At 62.7% G+C, this 19,345-nt stretch carries 13 protein-coding genes and 2 riboswitches; of the genes, 7 read left to right on the top strand and 6 right to left on the bottom strand.

The window, feature by feature from the left end:
* Positions 1 to 12: 12 nt before the first annotated feature.
* On the bottom strand, positions 13 to 3,723 hold the full coding sequence (metH, locus tag C0058_RS18365; RefSeq protein WP_102369265.1) for a methionine synthase: 3,711 nt from the start codon (positions 3,721 to 3,723) through the stop codon (positions 13 to 15).
* Positions 3,724 to 3,887: 164 nt separating this feature from the next.
* On the opposite strand from metH, the gene C0058_RS18360 reads away from it, so the two are divergent.
* The 3 genes from C0058_RS18360 to nfuA all read left to right on the top strand — a co-directional run bounded on the left by C0058_RS18360 (position 3,888) and on the right by nfuA (position 7,927).
* Positions 3,888 to 6,179 (top strand): fatty acid cis/trans isomerase, encoded by a 2,292-nt coding sequence (locus C0058_RS18360; protein ID WP_102369264.1) that lies wholly within the window; start codon positions 3,888 to 3,890, stop codon positions 6,177 to 6,179.
* A gap of 81 nt (positions 6,180 to 6,260) precedes the next feature.
* Complete coding sequence (locus tag C0058_RS18355; protein ID WP_003210814.1) at positions 6,261 to 7,283, top strand: acyltransferase; 1,023 nt, start codon at positions 6,261 to 6,263, stop codon at positions 7,281 to 7,283.
* Between the two features lie 59 nt (positions 7,284 to 7,342).
* Entirely contained in the window at positions 7,343 to 7,927 is a 585-nt protein-coding gene (nfuA, locus tag C0058_RS18350) for a Fe-S biogenesis protein NfuA (protein WP_003210817.1), read from the top strand.
* Positions 7,928 to 8,828: 901 nt separating this feature from the next.
* Here the strand turns inward: nfuA and cobM are convergent.
* From cobM to fabF, 5 genes are all read right to left on the bottom strand, one after another.
* Positions 8,829 to 9,575, bottom strand: coding sequence for a precorrin-4 C(11)-methyltransferase (gene cobM, locus C0058_RS18340; RefSeq protein ID WP_008431975.1), 747 nt, complete (start codon positions 9,573 to 9,575; stop codon positions 8,829 to 8,831).
* Between the two features lie 83 nt (positions 9,576 to 9,658).
* Positions 9,659 to 10,051: a cobalamin biosynthesis protein gene (locus C0058_RS18335; protein ID WP_003217881.1), complete on the bottom strand. Its 393-nt coding sequence runs from the start codon at positions 10,049 to 10,051 to the stop codon at positions 9,659 to 9,661.
* Positions 10,048 to 10,746 carry a CbtA family protein gene (locus tag C0058_RS18330; protein WP_008431977.1) on the bottom strand — a complete coding sequence of 233 codons (699 nt, stop codon included), beginning with the start codon at positions 10,744 to 10,746 and terminating at the stop codon, positions 10,048 to 10,050. The genes C0058_RS18335 and C0058_RS18330 overlap by 4 nt, the downstream gene beginning before the upstream one ends.
* An 11-nt stretch (positions 10,747 to 10,757) precedes the next feature.
* The gene (locus tag C0058_RS18325) at positions 10,758 to 10,946 is read right to left on the bottom strand and encodes a CbtB-domain containing protein (RefSeq protein WP_003217883.1); all 189 of its coding nucleotides are present in this window, start codon (positions 10,944 to 10,946) and stop codon (positions 10,758 to 10,760) included.
* Between the two features lie 96 nt (positions 10,947 to 11,042).
* A riboswitch (cobalamin riboswitch) is annotated at positions 11,043 to 11,259 on the bottom strand.
* Between the two features lie 36 nt (positions 11,260 to 11,295).
* Complete coding sequence (fabF, locus tag C0058_RS18320; RefSeq protein ID WP_087694357.1) at positions 11,296 to 12,564, bottom strand: beta-ketoacyl-ACP synthase II; 1,269 nt, start codon at positions 12,562 to 12,564, stop codon at positions 11,296 to 11,298.
* A gap of 113 nt (positions 12,565 to 12,677) precedes the next feature.
* Between fabF and C0058_RS18315 the strand changes: the two genes are divergently transcribed.
* The 4 genes from C0058_RS18315 (at position 12,678) to C0058_RS18300 (ending at position 19,324) form a co-directional block, all read left to right on the top strand.
* On the top strand, positions 12,678 to 13,196 hold the full coding sequence (locus tag C0058_RS18315) for a helix-turn-helix domain-containing protein (protein ID WP_102369263.1): 519 nt from the start codon (positions 12,678 to 12,680) through the stop codon (positions 13,194 to 13,196).
* Positions 13,193 to 13,395: riboswitch (cobalamin riboswitch) on the top strand. It overlaps the preceding gene by 4 nt.
* A 92-nt stretch (positions 13,396 to 13,487) precedes the next feature.
* Positions 13,488 to 14,549 (top strand): cobalamin biosynthesis protein CobW, encoded by a 1,062-nt coding sequence (gene cobW / locus C0058_RS18310; protein ID WP_003217887.1) that lies wholly within the window; start codon positions 13,488 to 13,490, stop codon positions 14,547 to 14,549.
* 3 nt (positions 14,550 to 14,552) lie between these two features.
* Complete coding sequence (gene cobN, locus C0058_RS18305; protein WP_102369262.1) at positions 14,553 to 18,326, top strand: cobaltochelatase subunit CobN; 3,774 nt, start codon at positions 14,553 to 14,555, stop codon at positions 18,324 to 18,326.
* Positions 18,326 to 19,324 carry an ATP-binding protein gene (locus C0058_RS18300; RefSeq protein WP_102369261.1) on the top strand — a complete coding sequence of 333 codons (999 nt, stop codon included), beginning with the start codon at positions 18,326 to 18,328 and terminating at the stop codon, positions 19,322 to 19,324. The genes cobN and C0058_RS18300 overlap by 1 nt, the downstream gene beginning before the upstream one ends.
* Positions 19,325 to 19,345 lie beyond the last annotated feature (21 nt).

The following is a 19,345-nucleotide window of genomic DNA, read 5'->3' as shown; positions in this document are numbered from 1 at the left end:
GCGCATCACGACTTAGTTGTCGTAACCCAGGTTCGGCGCCAGCCAGCGTTCGGTCACGCTCAGGTCCTGCTCCTTGCGGGCGGTGTAGCTGGCGACCTGGTCCTTGTCGATCTTGCCCACCGCAAAGTACTGCGCCTGCGGGTGAGCGAAGTACCAGCCGCTGACGGCTGCTGCCGGGAACATCGCGTAGTGCTCGGTCAGGAACACGCCGCTGCGACCCGCGTGCATCTCGCGGGCTTCAGGGTCCAGCAGTTGGAACAACTGGGCTTTCTCGGTGTGATCCGGGCACGCCGGGTAACCCGGGGCAGGGCGGATGCCGCTGTACAGCTCCTTGATCAGCGCGTCGTTATCCAGCACTTCGTCCTTGGCGTAGCCCCAGTGTTCCTTACGTACTTGCTGGTGCAGCCATTCGGCGCAGGCTTCGGCCAGGCGGTCGGCCAGGGCCTTGACCATGATCGAGTTGTAGTCGTCGCCGGCGTCCTGGTAGGCCTTCGCCACTTCTTCAGCGCCGATGCCAGCGGTGGTGATAAAGCCACCGATGTAGTCGGTTACGCCGCTGTCCTTGGGCGCGACGAAGTCGGCCAGGGAGAAGTTCGGCTTGCCGTCGGTCTTGATGATCTGCTGGCGCAGGTGGTGCAGCCTGGCAATCGGCTGACCATCGTCGCCGTAGACTTCCAGGTCATCGTCCTGCACCTGGTTGGTCGGCCAGAAACCGAACACCGCGCGGGCGCTGATGAGTTTTCCGTCGATCAGCTTCTTGAGCATTTCCTGTGCGTCGGCGTACAGCGCCGTCGCCGCTTCACCCACCACTTCATCGGTGAGGATGCGCGGGAACTTGCCGGCCAGGTCCCAGGAGATGAAGAACGGTGTCCAGTCGATGTACTCGGCCAGGACGTTGAGGTCGATATTGTCCAACACGCGGGCACCGGTAAACGTCGGCTTGACCGGCGTGTAGCTGCTCCAGTCGAATTGCGGCTTCTTGGCGATGGCGGCCGGGTAGCTCAGGCGCTCGGTGCGCGCGCTGCGGTTGGACGTACGCTCGCGCACATCGATGTATTCCAGGCGGGTTTTCTCGACGAACGCCGGCTTCAATTCCTTGGACAGCAACTGCGTCGCCACGCCCACGGCGCGGGAGGCGTCGGTGACGTAGATCACCGCGTCGTTGCTGTATTTGGGCTCGATCTTCACGGCCGTGTGGGCCTTGGAAGTGGTGGCGCCACCGATCATCAGCGGCAGGTGGAAATCCTGGCGCTGCATCTCGCGGGCGACGTGCACCATCTCGTCCAGGGACGGGGTGATCAGCCCGGACAGGCCGATGATGTCGCACTTCTGTTCCTTGGCCACCTGCAGGATTTTCTCGGCCGGGACCATCACGCCCAGGTCGACGATGTCATAGCCGTTGCAACCCAGCACCACGCCGACGATGTTCTTGCCGATGTCGTGCACGTCGCCCTTCACCGTGGCCATCAGGATCTTGCCCTTGGCTTCCGGCTTGTCGCCTTTTTCCAGCTCGATGAACGGGATCAAGTGGGCCACGGCCTGCTTCATCACCCGGGCGGACTTCACCACCTGGGGCAGGAACATTTTGCCGGCGCCGAACAGGTCGCCGACGATGTTCATGCCGGACATCAGCGGGCCTTCGATCACTTCGATCGGGCGCGCGAACGACTGCCGGGATTCTTCGGTGTCTTCGACAATGTGGGTGGTGATGCCCTTGACCAGCGCGTGTTCCAGGCGCTTGTTGACTTCCCAGCCACGCCATTCTTCGGTCTCGGCTTCCTTGACGCTGCCGTCGCCCTTGTACTTGTCGGCAATGGCGAGGAGGGCGTCGGTGCCTTCCGGGGTGCGGTTGAGCACCACGTCTTCCACCGCGTCACGCAGCTCGGCCGGGATCTGGTCGTAGATCTCCAGCTGGCCGGCGTTGACGATACCCATCGTCAGGCCGTTGCGGATCGCATACAGCAGGAACACCGAGTGGATCGCTTCACGCACCGGGTTGTTGCCACGGAACGAGAACGACACGTTGGACACGCCGCCCGAGGTCAGCGCATACGGCAGCTCGTCGCGGATGTAGGCACAGGCGTTGATGAAATCGACGGCGTAGTTGTTGTGTTCCTCGATACCGGTGGCGACCGCGAAGATGTTCGGGTCGAAGATGATGTCTTCCGGCGGGAAGCCGACTTCATTCACCAGGATGTCGTAGGAGCGCTTGCAGATTTCTTTCTTGCGCGCTTCGGTGTCGGCCTGGCCGGCTTCGTCGAACGCCATCACCACTACCGCCGCGCCGTAGCGCTTGCACAGCCTGGCGTGGTGAATGAACTGTTCCACGCCTTCCTTCATGCTGATGGAGTTGACGATGCCCTTGCCCTGTATGCACTTCAGGCCGGCCTCGATCACTTCCCACTTGGAGGAGTCGATCATGATCGGCACGCGGGAGATGTCCGGCTCGCCGGCAATCAGGTTGAGGAAGGTCACCATGGCCTTCTTCGAATCCAGCATGCCTTCGTCCATGTTGATGTCGATCACCTGGGCGCCGGCTTCCACCTGCTGCAGGGCGACTTCCAGGGCTTCGGTGTAGTTGTCTTCACGGATCAAGCGGGCGAAGCGGGCGGAACCGGTGATGTTGGTGCGCTCGCCGACGTTGACGAACAACGAGTTGCGATCAATGGTGAACGGTTCCAGGCCCGACAGGCGGCAGGCCTTCGGAATGTCCGGGATCGGGCGCGGTGCGTAACCGGCCACGGCCTTGGCGATGGCTTCAATATGGCCCGGGGTGGTACCGCAGCAACCACCGACGATGTTCAGGAAGCCGCTCTGGGCGAATTCCTCGATGACCTTGGCGGTTTCCGACGGCAGTTCGTCGTACTCGCCGAATTCGTTGGGCAGGCCGGCGTTCGGGTGCGCGGAAACGTGGGTGTTGGCCTTGTTCGACAGCTCTTCCAGGTACGGACGCAGCTCGCTCGCCCCCAGTGCGCAGTTCAGGCCCACGGACAGCGGCTTGGCGTGGCTGACCGAGTTCCAGAAGGCTTCGGTGGTCTGGCCCGACAGGGTGCGGCCGGAGGCGTCGGTGATGGTGCCGGAGATCATGATCGGCAGTTCGACGTTCAATTCTTCGAACACGCCCTGTACGGCGAAGATCGCGGCCTTGGCGTTGAGGGTGTCGAAAATGGTTTCGATCAGGATCAGGTCGGCGCCGCCTTCGATCAGGCCTTTGGTGGCTTCGGTGTAGTTTTCCACCAGCTCATCGAAGGTCACGTTGCGGTAGCCGGGGTTGTTTACGTCGGGCGACAGCGAGCAGGTACGGCTGGTCGGACCGAGCACGCCGGCGACGAAGCGCGGCTTGGCCGGGTTTTCCAGGGTCTTGGCGTCGGCGATCTTGCGCGCCAGGCGCGCGCCTTCTACGTTTAGTTCGTAGGCGAGGTCTTCCATGCCGTAGTCGGCCATGGAAATGCGCGTGGCGTTGAAGGTGTTGGTTTCCAGGATGTCGGCGCCGGCATCCAGGTAGGCTTTTTCGATGCCGCCGATCACGTCCGGACGGGTGATCACCAGCAGGTCGTTATTGCCCTTGACGTCGCTCGGCCAGTCGGCGAAGCGTTTGCCACGGTAGTCCTGCTCTTCCAGTTTATAGCTCTGGATCATCGTGCCCATGCCGCCGTCGAGGATCAGGATGCGTTCCTTGAGGGCTTGGTGGAGGGCTTGCAGACGAGCGCTACGATCGGGCATGGGACTACTCTGGTCAGGTATTACGGAGGGCGAAGATCATAACAAACCTGTGCGCTTTTAGAGCATGTGCTGGGTTTGCATGAATATCGCTCATGTTGGCGGGGGCGTTACATCGGTAGAATCGACGGGTTTTTCACTGCACGCATTGAATCGGGACCGGAAACATGTCACTTCGCCTCATCGTCAGCGCCGCGTTTGCGCTGTTCGCCCTTACCGCACAGGCAGAAGGTCCCGCCCCGGCGATCTCTTATACCCGTGACATCCAGCCGATCTTCACCGAGAAATGCGTGGCCTGCCACGCCTGCTACGACTCGGCCTGCCAGCTCAACCTGGGCAGTGCCGAAGGCGCCGCACGTGGCGCGACCAAGGTGCCGGTGTACGACGGCGAGCGCAGCCAGGCCAGCCAGCCCACCCGTTTGTTCTATGACGCCTTCGGCAAAGCCGCCTGGCAGCAAAAGGATTTCTACTCGGTACTCGACGCCCAGGGCAGCCAGGCCGCACTGATGGCCCGCATGCTGGAGCTGGGGCATAACGCGCCGCTTGCGCCCAACGCCAAGCTGCCCGACGACATCGTGCTGGGCCTGAGCCGCGAAAACACCTGCCCGATGCCGGGGGAGTTCAACGCCTACGCAGGTAACCACCCGAAGGAAGGCATGCCCCTGGCCGTCACCGGCCTGACCGACCAGCAGTACCAGACCCTGCAACGCTGGCTGGCCTCCGGCGCACCGATCGACGAACAAGGCCTGGCCCCGAGTGCCAAGGAAGCCTTGCAAGTGCAGCAATGGGAAAACCTGTTCAACCAGCCCGGGGCCCGGGAAAGCCTGGTGGCGCGCTGGTTGTTCGAGCACCTGTTCCTTGCCCACATCTACTTTGAAGGCGGCGAGCCGGGGCATTTCTTCCAGTGGGTACGCTCGCGCACCCCGAGCGGGCAGCCGATCGACCTGATCAACACCCGCCGCCCCAACGACGACCCGGGCACCCAGGTGTACTACCGCCTGTGGCCGGTGCAGGGGGTGATCGTGCACAAGACTCACATCACCTATCCGTTCAGCGCCGAGAAGATGGCCTGGATCAAGTCGCTGTTCTATACCGATGACTGGCAGGTGCAAGCCTTGCCGGGCTACGGGCCGGGCCGGCGCGCAAACCCGTTCGAGACCTTCGAGGCGATTCCGGCCAAGGCGCGCTACCAGTTCATGCTGGATAACGCCGAATACTTCGTGCGCACCTTTATTCGCGGGCCGGTATGCCGGGGCCAGATCGCCACGGACGTGATCCGCGACAACTTCTGGACCCTGTTCCAGGACCCCGACCACGACCTGTATATCACCGATGCCCGCTACCGCGGCCAGGCCACGCCGTTGCTGGCGATGCCGGGGCAGATTGACGATGTGGGCAGCGTGCTCAGCCTCTGGCTCAAATACCGCGACAAGCGCAACGAGTACGAAGCGTTGCGCCGGGACAGCTATGCCGACCTGCCGCCGCCGAGCTGGTCGAGCCTGTGGGCGGGCAACGACAACGCCTTGTTGAGCATCTTCCGTCACTTCGACAGCGCCTCGGTGACCAAGGGCTTGATTGGCGAAGTGCCGCAAACCCTGTGGCTGTTCGACTATCCGCTGCTGGAGCGCACCTACTACCAGTTGGCGGTGAATTTCGATGTGTTCGGCAACGTTTCCCATCAGGCCCAGACGCGCCTGTATTTCGACCTGATCCGCAACGGTGCCGAGCAGAACTTCCTGCGCCTGATGCCGGCGGACTCGCGGGATGACTTCCTTGACGATTGGTACCAGAACAGCGGCAAGGTCAAGCTGTGGCTGGACTATGAAGCCATCGACGATGACAAGCCCACGGGCCTCAAGCTCGATGAAAAGGACCCCAAGCGCGACTTCGCCAACCAGTTGCTGGCCCGCTACGGCGACCTGAACGCCAGCCCGGACCCGATCAACCGTTGCGTCAGCGCCTATTGCTCGCGTCCGGGCATTGACCCTGCGTTGCAGGACGCCGAACAGGCCCTGAGCCGCCTGACCAACCGCCCGGCGGCGGGGCTCAAGGTGATCGACCTGTTGCCGGAAGCGACCATGCTGCGCATCGAAACCCGCAGCGGCAAACGTGAGATGTACAGCCTGTTGCGCAACCGCGCCCACAGCAACGTGGCCTTTATGCTCGGTGAGGCTTATCGCTATCAGCCGGGCCTGGACACCGTGACCATCTATCCCGGGGTGCTGAGCAGCTACCCGAACTTCATGTTCAACATTCCGGCGCAGCAAGTGCCGGAGTTTGTCGCTGCCATGGAGAATGCCAAGGACGCCAATCGCTTCGAGAAGATTGTCGATCGCTGGGGCATCCGCCGCAGTCACCCGCAGTTCTGGCAGTACTTCCACGACCTGTCGCAGTACATCCGCGAAACCACGCCGGTGGAAGAGGGCGTGCTGGACATGAACCGCTACGAGAATCTTTGATCGACCTTTGACCGTCGACGGCTGTCCCAAGCCATAGGCACCTGAATAACCGGTGTCGAGGGTTGGGAGAGTGGGTCGACGATGTTGATTTCAGTACAGGCACTGCGCGCCCTGGCGGCCTGGACCGTGGTGGGTCATCACTTCATGCAGATTTTCTTTGGCTTTAAGGCCGATTCGGCGCTGGGCCACCTGTTTGTCGACAAAGGTGCGGCGGGCGTGGATGTGTTTTTTGTGATCAGCGGCCTGGTGATCTTCCTCTCCACCGAGAACAAACAGCTGCCGCCCTGGCGATTCCTGCTGTATCGCCTGCTGCGAATCGTCCCGGCCTACTGGTTCTACACGCTGTTGATGGCGCTGCTGGTGGTGTTTGCGCGGCCGGTGTTGCCGGACCAGAGCGTCGATGCGGCCCATGTGTTGATGTCCTTGCTGTTCATACCTTCGGAAAATCCCGGTGGTTATGGGGTGTATCCGACCTTGAATGTCGGCTGGACCCTGAACTACGAGATGCTCTTCTACGTGCTGTTTGCCTGGGCGTTGCTGTTTCGCCGGCAGTGGCGGGTGCTGGTGGTGGGCGCGTTGTTGTTCGCGGTGTGCCAGGCGTGGACTTCTTTCGGCTGGATCAGCGAATTCTATCGTTCGGACATTGTGTATGAGTTCCTGCTGGGGATAGGCATCGGCATGCTCTACCGCAAGGGCTGGATTCGCCCCGGGCTGTGGCTTCCATTGCTGGGGATTGCGGGGGCATTGCTGGCGATCTATCACTGGCCGGCATCGCCGCGGGCCCTGACCTGGGGCTTGCCGAGTGCGGTGCTGGTGGTGGCCTGTATCTCGATGGAACGCTATTTCGAGCGCAGCCGGCTGCTCAAGGTGATGGGGGATTGTTCCTACTCGGTCTATCTGATGCACGTGCTGGTGCTGTCGGCGGGTGGTTTTGTCGCCCAGCGTTATGGGGTTAACGCCTACGTGATGCTCGGCGTGTGCGTGGTGCTGATCGCCCTTGGGTCGCTGGCCAGCTACCACTGGCTGGAAAAGGGCAGTTATCGTCGGCTCAAAGGCTGGTTCGATGGCGACGAACGGTTGGTTCTTTCCCGACAAAAATACTAGGACTTTGTACCTCGGTAATAATTTGGCGTAAACTGCCGGCAAGCCTGCGAGGAGTTTCCATGACCGCCATAACCATTACCGACGCCGCCCACGATTACCTGGCTGATCTGCTGTCGAAGCAGAACACCCCGGGCATTGGCATCCGCGTCTTTATCACCCAGCCCGGCACCCAGTACGCTGAGACGTGCATTGCCTACTGCAAGCCGGGAGAAGAAAAACCTGAAGATACGGCATTGGGGCTGAAAAGCTTCACCGCGTATATCGATGCGTTCAGTGAAGCGTTCCTTGACGATGCGGTGGTTGATTACGCCACGGATCGCATGGGCGGCCAACTGACCATCAAGGCGCCGAACGCCAAGGTGCCGAATGTTAATGCGGATAGCCCGATTAACGAGCGCATCAACTATTACCTGCAGACCGAGATTAACCCTGGGTTGGCCAGCCACGGTGGTCAGGTGAGTCTGATTGACGTGGTTGATGATGGTATTGCTGTGTTGAAGTTTGGTGGCGGTTGCCAGGGCTGCGGCCAGGCGGACGTGACCTTGCGTGAGGGTATTGAGCGTACGCTGCTTGAGCGGGTTCCGGAGCTCAAGGGTGTGCGGGATGTGACTGACCATACGCAGAAAGAAAACGCCTACTACTAAAAGGTGTTCGCTGCGGATGTGAAAAACGGCGCCCCGTGAGCGCCGTTTTTTTATGGTTTGGGTTAGGTATGTTGTGTACATATCCGTTGCTGCGGTAACGGCCGCTTATGGTTCCGCTCTTACAGCGGGTCACTTTTGGCAAACGCCCCAAAAGTAACCAAAAGGTCTTTGCCCCACCACTCGGTGCCTCGCCTAGGCTCGGCATGCCCGCACTCCGGCCCGGCTCCGCGGGCCGCCGCGACGGGCCATCCATGGCCCGGCGCGGCTAAATCGGCATCCCTGCCGATTTACCCGCTCCACCGTGCCTACTTGCGGCCATCGTGGTTGACGGGGCCCGCAGATCAAAATCAAAAGCAAGAACACAGCGGCCTACCGGCCGGCTTGAGTGTTAAAAGCAAAGACCAGAGCGAAAGCAGATCTGCTTTTCTGTGGGAGCGGGCTTGCTCGCGAAAAACCTGAGAGCGCCGCGTTCATTCAGAATGCCCGCGTCATCGTTAACGACCTTCGCGAGCAAGCCCGCTCCCACATTTGGACCGTGCCCGCTTTAGCTTTTGATTTGGCTTTTGCTCTTCAACACTCAAGCCGGCCGGTAGGCCGCTGTGCTCTTGATCTGCTTTTGATCTTGATCTTGGGCGCCCCGTTAAACCACGCTGGCCGAACGCAGGCTTTGGAGCGTGGGTAACCTGGCAGGACGCCAGGTTAGCCGTCCTGGGCCAAGGATGGCCCATGACGGCGGCCCACGGTCCAAAGCCGGAGTGAGGGCACACCGAGCCTAGGCGAGGTGCCGAGTGGTGGGGCAAGAGCGTTTTGCTTACTTTTGCGCTGTTCAAAAGTGAGCCGCTGTAAGAGCGGAACCATAAGCCGCCGTTACCTAAATAACGGATATGTACCCCATCCCCCCTCAGGGCCGATACAAATGCGCGTGCCCCGCGCGATACAACGACGACTCACCAAAACTGTCACTGGCCAAAACCCGACCCACCAGAATCAACGCCGTACGCCGAAACCCCTTGGCTGCCACCTTCCCGGCAATATCCGCCAGCGTACCAATGGCCCAATCCTGATCCGGCCAGGTCGCCCGATGCACCACCGCAATCGGACAATCCTCCCCATAGTGAGGCACCAACTCAGCCACGATCTTCTCCAGATGATTCACCCCCAGGTGAATCGCCATGGTCGTCCCATGCTGCGCCAGGCTACTGAACACCTCACCCTCAGGCATCGCCGTCTTATCCGCATACCGCGTCAAAATCACACTCTGCGCAATGTCCGGCAACGTCAGCTCAGCCTCCAACAACGCCGCACACGCCGCCACCGCCGTCACTCCGGGAATGATCTGAAACCCAATCCCAAGCTCCCGCAAAAGCCGAATCTGCTCCCCAATCGCCCCGTACAAACTCGGATCCCCGGAATGCACCCGCGCCACATCCTGGCCTTTCTCATGGGCCGTCTTGATCAGCCCAATGATCTGCTCCAGATGCAGCTCCGCACTGTTGACCACCAACTCCGCCTGATGCCCCTCAAGCACCGCCGCCGGCACCAGCGAACCGGCATAGATGATCACCGGGCAACTGCGAATCAGCCGCTGCCCCTTGACCGTGATCAATTCCGGATCGCCTGGGCCTGCGCCGATGAAAAAGACAGTCATGGATTCATTCCTGTGAAAAAAAGCACGCGAGCAGCCCTCCAGATGAAGATTGCTCATGATCAAAGCTGACGATTATCGGGAATTCAGCCGGCGCAAGCCAATGCAAAGGTGGCCTGGGCGGTTTTTTTGCGGGTGATCAGCAGGGTGGCAGGGCTTTGAGACAGCTGTTCTGCCAGGGCCAGGGCGGCACTTTCAGCAATGCCGTAGCAGCCGGTATGAGCAAAAACCGTCTCGGACTTATGGCTCAGTCGATCTTCATAGGGCGCCAATTGCTCCGCACTGAAAAATACCAACGGCAAATCCAGAACCTGAGCCAGTGCCAGCAACCCCGGCTCATCCCGCTTGCGATCAAGACTGGCCAACGCAGTGATGCGCTGACGCTCAATGCCACCCTCGGCGAGGGCGGCGTTGAACAGTTCACGCAGGATGTCGACAGAACAACCCCGCTGACACCCCAGGCCAACCGCCAGGATCATGCCGAATACTGACCATCACGGTTACGGCGAAACAGCCAGGCACTGATCAAGCCCAGCGCCAGCCAGAAGGCAACGTTGGTCAACTGCGAGGCGATCTTGAATTGAGCTTCCAGAGCCTCCGGCGCCAGCATCGAGTGGACTTCCGGCTGTGGTGCGCCAATCACATGGGGCACAGCCAGGATCGCCACGCCCAGGATTTTCAGCAGCCAGTTACGACCGAACACGATCAGCGCGATACCGGCAGCGGTAGAGGCGGCAGTGCCGATCCACCAGATTTGCCGTTGCGCCAGGTCTGCCGCCGCAGTCCCCGGCAATTCAGGCGGCAAGCCCAGGGTCGGCGCCAACACAAAGGTGGCGTAACCGGCCAGGCCCCATAGCAGGCCTTGGGCCGTACGGGTCGGTGCACGCAGGGTGTACAGGCCGGCAAGCATCAGGGCAAAACCTACGGCGACCACCAGGTTACCGCCCGTAGTCGACAGCACACGCTGCCAGCCATCTTCCGGCTCCCAGGCTTCAGCGTCGTGGGTGTGGGCCGTGGCTTCGGCATGTTCATGCACTTCGGTCGCGGCCGGGGCGTTTTCGAAGGTTTCCGCCTGCAGGATCAGCGGGGCAACCCAGAAGCTTTGCAGCAAGGTCAGCAGCAAGGCGGCCAGGAGGCCGGTGAAACCTGCGGTTTGGGCAATACGCTTGATCATGTCGGCAGGTCTCAGTGGCACGGGAACGCAGCGCTGTGGCGGGTATCGTGGGCGGCGTTGTGCACCGCTTCGATGTGCGAGAAACCGGCGAAATACACCAGGCACGCGCCGAGGATCGACGCGCCGATGGCGGCAGTCAGGCGTTGGCTAAGGGTGGCGGTGGTGCTGGCGGTAGAGGCGGTGCTGCTGATGATCGACATGGCGCGTCCCTTCAGGGTTTCAGGGTGACACGAGCGCATGAAAACCCCGCGAGCCAGGCACGCAGGGTTCTGAACAGCGCCCGCCCACCGCGGGTTTGTTATCTGATTTTTTCGGGCCGGTCTCCGGGCTTGCGAGGGGCCTGGGCCTTGAAAGCATCACCTTCCCATGCCGTAGAGGCACAGTGGTTTTGATGCTTCACTCGCTTACCGTTGCGGGGGCAGCACCGGACTCGTCACGCCCTTGAGTAAAGGAACATGACTCACCGGTTTCCCGTTTCACCCTGTGAAGGGCACCCGAAACAAGATGTGTAGGAGAGCATGGGCGGGCGATGGGCGTCAAATCGCCGGGTTATTGCCAGCGTTTGAACAGCACGCTGGCATTCACGCCGCCGAATCCAAACCCATTGGAAATCGCGTATTCAATCGGCAACGACCGAGCTTGGCCCCGGACCATATCCAGCCCATCGGCGGCGGGGTCCGGGTTATCCAGGTTGAGGGTCGCCGGGGCAATCTGGTCGCGCAGGGCGAGCACGGTGAAGATCGCCTCGATCCCGCCCGCGGCGCCCAACAGATGGCCGGTCGCCGACTTGGTGGCGCTGATCGCGACGCTGGCATTTGCACCGAACAGCGTATTGATCGCTGCCAGTTCGCCGTTGTCGCCTACGGGGGTCGACGTGGCATGGGCGTTCAAATGCTGGATCTGTGCGGCGCTGATCCCTGCCTGCGCGATCGCCAGTTCCATTGCCCTGCGTGCACCCGAGCCATCTTCCGGGCCCGAGGTCATGTGATAGGCGTCGGCGCTGGTGCCGTAGCCCACCAGCTCTGCGATAGGCGTCGCCCCACGAGCCAATGCATGCTCCAGTTCCTCGATCACCAACAGCCCGGCACCTTCGCCCATCACAAACCCGTCGCGGCCTTGATCAAACGGGCGGGAAGCCAATGCCGGCGTGTCGTTGTAATCGCTGGACAGCGCACGCGCCGCAGCAAAACCGCCGAGGCTGACTCGGTGGATACAGGCTTCGGCGCCGCCACACACGGCGATGTCGATTTCGCCGGCACGGATCATTCGCGCAGCATCACCAATCGCCTGTACGCCGGCGGCGCAGGCAGTGACGGGGGAGCCCAGCGGACCTTTCAGTTGATGCTGGATCGACACGTGCCCGGCCGCCATGTTGCCGAGGAATGACGGGATCGTGAACGGCGACAGGCGGCGAGGCCCTTTGCTGTCAGCCGTACGAACGGCCTCGGCAATCGCGGGAAAACCACCCACGCCGGAGGCGATGATTGTCGCCGTACGTTCCTGCTGCGATGGCGTCTGCGGACTCCAGCCTGCCTGGGCCAGGGCCTCTTGCGCGGCGGCCAGGGCAAACACGATGAACCGGTCCATCTTGCGTTGTTCCTTGGCCGGGATGACAGTGTCCGGGTCAAAGCCGGCTTCAGGGTCCTGGATGCGGTCCAACACTTGGCCGCCGATGCTGATTGCCAGGTCGCCGATCAATGCCTCGGGTAGCCTGCGAATCCCGGATTCACCGGCCAGCAGGCGCTTCCAGGTCTGTTCCACGCCGGTTGCCAGCGGTGTCACTGCACCCATGCCGGTCACAACAATTCGCTTACTCATGATCGCTTAGCTCCGCAAATTTCAGGTTGGTAGCAATGCATGGACGAAACTATCATTATGAAAGTAACATCCGATAGCTGAAATTTCCGTAGCCGCCCCACAGAGGAACTGCAATGCAACGTAAGTCGCTGGTGAATGCCGAATGCCCGGTAGCCCGTGGAGTGGAACGGGTAGGCGAGTGGTGGAGCATCCTGATCATGCGCGACGCGCTGCAAGGTTTGCGGCGTTTTGACGAGTTTTCCCAGAGCCTGGGAATCGCTCCGAATATGCTCACCCGCCGGCTCAACAGCCTGGTCGAGGCGGGGCTGCTGGAGCGCCGGCAATACAGCGAGCGGCCGCCCCGTTTCGAGTACGTACCGACGCCGGTTGGCGAGGATTTCCGGGTGGTGATCATGGCGTTCATCGGCTGGGGCAACCGCCATTTCGCCAACGAAGGTGAAAGCCTGCAATTGGTCGACCGGAAAACCCGGCGCCCGGTGGAAGTGGCGGTGGTGGACGCCGACGGTGCACGCGTGTCCGTCGAGCAATGCAGCGTCCAGGCCGGGCCGGCGGCGAGCGAAGGCATGCTGGAGCGCCTGGCGCTGCTTCGCGCCAAACGCTCGGACATTGACCCGTCCCCGCGCACTGCGTAGCCTTGCACCTTCGAGGTTCTTCGGCCCAGGCCGAAGCTAAGAAGGGAACGCGGTCAATGCCGCGGCTGCCCCCGCAACTGTAAAGGGTTTATCTGACTGCCACGCCACTGCCTGAACAAGGCGGGAAGGCGCAGCCAGCGCCGGCATCACCGCCGGCAAGCCCCAAGCCAGGAGACCTGCCTCGCAACCGATTTTCTACTTCAACCGGGCGGGGTGATCCGGTGGCGAATTCTGCTCCTGCGCACCCGCGCAGGGCCACTCGTCCCGTATGCCCGCCCCAAAGGGCATCCGATGAAAACACTGGCCAAACTCCCCGTCACCATCGTTACCGGCTTCCTCGGCTCGGGCAAGACCACCTTGCTGCGCCACATGCTGGATAACGCCCAGGGGCGCCGCATCGCGGTGATCGTCAACGAGTTCGGCGAGCTGGGCATTGACGGTGAAATCCTCAAGCAATGCTCCATCGGCTGTACCGAAGAAGAGGCGAACGGCCGCGTCTACGAATTGGCCAATGGCTGCCTGTGCTGCACGGTCCAGGAAGAGTTCTTCCCGGTGATGCGCGAACTGGTGGCCCGTCGCGGCGACCTCGACCATATCCTCATCGAAACCTCGGGCCTGGCCCTGCCAAAACCCTTGGTCCAGGCGTTCCAGTGGCCGGAAATCCGCAGCGCCTGCACCGTTGACGCCGTGATCACCGTGGTCGACAGCCCGGCCGTGGCCGCCGGCACGTTCGCCGCCTTCCCGGACCAGGTTGACGCCCAGCGCAAGCTCGACCCGAACCTGGACCACGAATCCCCCCTGCACGAGCTGTTCGCTGACCAACTGGCCAGCGCCGACCTGGTGATCCTCAACAAGTCCGACCTGATCAGCCCTGAAGACCTGGCCCGTGTGCGCCTGGAAGTGGCAGAAGAACTGCCGCCGGCGGTAAAAATCATCGAAGCCAGCAGCGGTCGCCTGCCGCTGGACGTATTGATCGGCCTGGGCGCGGGCTCGGAAGAACACATCGATGGCCGCCACAGCCATCACGATCATCACCACGAAGGTGAAGACGACCACGACCACGATGCCTTCGACTCCATCTCCATCGAACTGCCCCAGGCCGACGAAAGCCTGCTGCTGGACGCCCTGACCCAACTGGTGGTCAAGCACGGCATCCTGCGGGTCAAGGGCTTCGCGGCGATCCCGAACAAACCGATGCGCCTGCTGATCCAGGGCGTGGGCACGCGTTTCGACAAGCACTTCGACCGCGCCTGGCGCGCCGATGAGCCGCGCGCCACGCACCTGGTGCTGATCGGCCAGGAACTCGACGCCGCCTTGCTCGAAGCGCAACTGCGCGCTGCCCTCAGCGTTTAAACCATGCATCTGCTCAGGACCCAGCCCGGCGGTTTCGTTTCGGATGACAACATCGCCGACCTTGGGCAAACCCCCGCCGAGCTGGTGATCCTGTGCAGCGGTGATTCCAGCCTGGCGCTGCTGGCCGAAGCGGCCCAGCAGTTGCCCGAGGATTACCCGAGCCTGCGCCTGGCCAACCCGATGCAGGTGCAGAACCATGCTTCGGTCGACCTGTATGTGGATGAGGTGCTGCGCCACGCCAAGGTCATCCTGATTTCGCTGCACGGCGGCATCGGTTATTGGCGCTACGGTATCGAGCGCCTGGTGGAGTTGGCCGAGCGCGGCGTGCAGCTGATCCTGGTGCCGGGGGATGATCGCCCGGACCCGGAACTCAGTGGCCTCAGCACCGTGGGCGCCGAGGAGCGTGACCGGCTCTGGCACTTCCTGCGCCAGGGTGGTTTGGGGAATGCGCTGGATTTCTATCGTTGCCTGGCCGCCGGCTACCTTGGCCGCGATTACGCCTGGAGCGAGCCGCAAACCCTGCCACGCACGGCGATTTATCACCCGCATAAAGCCAATGCCCGCCTCAACGATTGGCAGGCTGACTGGCAAGCTGATTTTCCCGTGGCGGCGGTGCTGTTCTACCGCTCCCATTTGCAGGCGGCCAACACCGGCTTTATCGATGTTTTTTGCCAGCGCTTGCAGGCCGCGGGTCTCAACCCGCTGCCGATGGCGGTGGCCAGTTTGAAAGAGCCCGGCTGCCTGACCGTGGTCGAGGATTTGCTGGACGAGGTGCACGCCTCGGTGATTCTGAACACCACCGGTTTTGCCCAGTCCAGCCCCGAAGCGCCGCACCTGCGGCCGTTTCGCCGCAATATTCCGGTGATCCAGGCGATTTGCGCCCAGGACAACGAGCCCGGCTGGCAGGCCAGCGAGCAAGGCCTCGGCCCACGTGACCTGGCGATGCACATCGCGTTGCCGGAACTGGACGGGCGCATCATCAGCCGGCCCATCAGCTTCAAGGACCTGGCCTGGCGCAGTGAGCGCAGCCAGTCGGATGTGGTGTGCTATCGCGCACAGCCGGAGCGCATGGACTTTGTCGCCGAACTGGCGCGGCGCTGGGTCGAACTGGCGCGCGTGCCGAATGGCGAAAAGCGTATCGCGCTGATCCTCGCCAACTACCCGACCCGGGACGGACGTATCGGCAACGGCGTGGGTCTAGACACCCCAGCCGCCGCGCTGAATATCCTGCGGGCACTCAAAATCCAAGGTTATCCGCTGCCGGACGAGCTGCCGGAAAGCGGAACGGCACTGATCCAGGCGCTCTTGGGCGGCGTCAGCAACGACCTGGACAGCCTCGACTTGCGTCCGTGTCATCAGAGCCTGGCGCTGGATGACTACGAGGCTATGTTCAACCGCTTGCCCGAGTCCAATCGCCAGGCCGTGTTGGCACGCTGGGGTACACCTCATAGCGATCCGATGTTCCGCGACGGGCGCATGATGATCGCGGGCCTGCGTTTGAGCCTGACCTTCGTCGGCATCCAGCCGGCCCGGGGTTACCAGGTGGACGCGAGTGCGGTCTATCACGACCCGGACCTGGTGCCGCCCCACGGTTACCTGGCGTTCTACTTCTGGTTGCGCCACACCTACGGCGCCCACGGCGTGATCCACGTTGGCAAGCACGGCAACCTGGAATGGCTGCCGGGCAAGGGCGTCGGGCTTTCCGAGAACTGCTGGCCCGACGCACTACTGGGGCCGCTGCCGAATATCTACCCGTTTATCGTCAATGACCCGGGCGAGGGCGCCCAGGCCAAGCGCCGCACCCAGGCCGTGATCATCGACCACCTGATGCCGCCGCTGACCCGCGCCGAAACCTATGGGCCGCTGCGCGACCTGGAGTTGCTGGCCGACGAGTATTACGAGGCACAACTGCTCGACCCACGGCGTGCCCGCGAGCTGCAAAAGGACATCCTCAAGCTGGTGCGCGAAACCCGCATCGACCAGGAACTGGCCCTGGACGAAAACCTCGACAGCGACGCCGATGCGGCGATCTGGCTGCCGCGCCTGGACACCTACCTGTGTGACTTGAAGGAGTCGCAGATTCGCGATGGCCTGCACATTTTCGGCGAGTCACCCGAGGGCCGCTTGCGCATCGACACCTTGCTGGCGTTGTTGCGTATTCCGCGTGGCGATGGGCGCGGGCCGCAATCGAGCCTGCTGCGGGTATTGGCCAAGGCCTTCGACCTGGGCTTCGATCCGCTGGACTGCGCCCTGGCCGAGCCGTGGACGGGGCGCCGGCCAGTGGTGTTGCAGAAGATCGACGCGCAGTTGTGGCGCACCGCCGGCGACACCCGTGAACGCCTGGAGCTGTATGCCGCGCGCTTGATCGAGCAGGCGCTGGAAGGTGCCGTGGAGCAGCTTGAAGAGCCCGGCTGGGAAGACGTCAAGGCGGTGATCGAGAGCTTGCGCATCGTCGTCGCGCCACGCCTGGATGCCTGCGGCCCGGCGGAAATGCGCGGGTTGCTGGATGCCTTGAACGGGCGCTTCGTCCCGGCCGGGCCCAGCGGCGCGCCGAGCCGGGGCCGCCTGGACGTGTTGCCCACCGGTCGCAACTTTTTCTCGGTGGATGTGCGCAACCTGCCCACCACCACTGCCTGGCGCATCGGCTTCCAGTCGGCGAACCTGATCCTTGAGCGTCACCTGCAAGACCATGGCGACCACTTGCGCCAACTCGGCCTGTCGGTGTGGGGCACTGCCACCATGCGCACCGGCGGCGACGACATTGCCCAGGCCATGGCGCTGATGGGCGTGCGCCCGGTGTGGGCCACGGGCAGCCAGCGGGTGGATGACTTTGAAATCCTGCCCATCAGCCTGCTGGACCGGCCACGGGTGGATGTGACCTTGCGCGTGTCGGGATTCTTCCGCGATGCATTCGCCAACCTGATCCGCCTGTTCGATGCGGCGGTGCAAGCCGTGGCGGCGCTGGACGAACCCGACGACCTGAACCCTCTGGCGGCCAAGGTGCGCAGTGAGCGCGAGGCCTTGCGCCTGTCGGGCCTGGACGAGGACGCGGCGGCGAAGCAGGCTGGTTGGCGGATCTTCGGTGCCAAGCCCGGTGCCTATGGTGCCGGCGTGCAGGGCGCGATTGATGGGCGCTTGTGGCAGAGCCGCGAAGACCTGGCGGAGGTTTACCTGAACTGGGGCGGCTACGCCTATGGCGGCTCCGACGAAGGCACCGCCGCCCGCGAACAGTTTGCCCAGCGTTTGAGCCAGGTGCAGGCGGTGTTGCAAAACCAGGACAACCGCGAGCATGACCTGCTGGACTCCAATGATTACTACCAATTCCAGGGCGGCATGCTCGCCGCCGTGGAAACCCTGAGCGGCGACAAGGCTGCCAGCTATCATGGTGACCACAGTCAGCCGGACCTGCCGAAGATCCGCACGTTGAAGGAAGAGTTGAACCGGGTGATTCGTGCCCGGGCGGCCAACCCGAAGTGGATCGAAGGGGTGAAGCGCCACGGCTATAAAGGCGCGTTCGAGATGGCGGCCACCGTGGATAATCTGTTCGCGTTCGACGCTACGACGGCGTTGATCGACGATCATCAATACGCGTTGCTGGCGGATGCCTACTTGCTGGACCCGGACACCCGCGCCTTTGTGCAGCAGCACAACCCGGATGCCCTGCGGGACATGACCGAACGCATGCTCGAAGCCCAGCAACGCGGCATGTGGCAGGAGCCTGGGGCGTACCGCGAGGCGTTGGAAAACCTGTTGTTGGATATAGAAGAAGGCAGTTGATGACCGACATTCCACATTTCCCGCTGTCCGCCGTGGTCGGCGCCGACGACTTGAAACTGGCCCTGTGCCTGACCGCCATCGACCCGAAAATCGGCGGTGTGCTGATCGAAGGCCCGCGCGGCATGGCCAAGTCCACCCTGGCCCGTGGCCTGGCGGACCTGCTCGCCAGCGGCCAGTTCGTCACGCTGCCGTTGGGCGCCACCGAGGAGCGGCTGGTGGGCACACTCGATCTGGACGCGGCACTCAGTGAGGGCCGCGCACAGTTTTCCCCCGGCGTGCTGGCCAAGGCCGACGGCGGCGTGCTCTATGTCGATGAAGTCAACCTGCTGCCCGACCACCTGGTGGACCTGCTGCTGGACGTGGCCGCCAGCGGCACCAACCTGATCGAGCGCGACGGGATTTCCCACCGGCATTCGGCGCGTTTTGTACTGATCGGCACCATGAACCCGGAAGAGGGCGAGCTGCGCCCGCAATTGCTCGACCGGTTTGGTTTCAACGTGGCGCTGAGCGGGCACACCCAGCCGGCCGAACGCGGGCAGATCATCCGTCGCCGCCTGGATTTCGACAGCGACCCTCAGGGTTTCTGCGGGCAATGGGCCGACCGGCAGGCCGCGTTGCGTGAGCGTTGCACCCGGGCCCGCGCATTGCTGGATAGCATCCCGTTGGATGACCAGGCGCTGGCGCAGATTACCGAGCGCTGCTTTGCCGCCGGCGTCGATGGCTTGCGCGCCGACCTGGTCTGGCTGCGTGGCGCACGTGCCCATACGGCCTGGCGGGGCGCGACGGCTATCAGCGAAGAAGATATCGAAGCGGTCGCGGAATTTGCCCTGCGCCATCGTCGTCAGGAGCAATCCCCGCCTGCAACGCCGCCCGCTGGCGGTCAATCACCCAAGCCCAATGATGCACCTGAAGGCCAGGGCCAATGGGGCGACATGCCCGCACCCGCCTTGCCGATAGGTGCTCGCCGTGATGTGCCCACCTGGCCAAAAAAGCCCTAGGCATCCGCCCCAAACCTGACG

The sequence above is a fragment of the Pseudomonas sp. NC02 genome (assembly GCF_002874965.1).
GTDB lineage: Bacteria > Pseudomonadota > Gammaproteobacteria > Pseudomonadales > Pseudomonadaceae > Aquipseudomonas.
The sequence above is the reverse complement of the archived record's forward strand: the minus strand, read 5'-3'. Positions and strand labels throughout refer to the sequence as shown.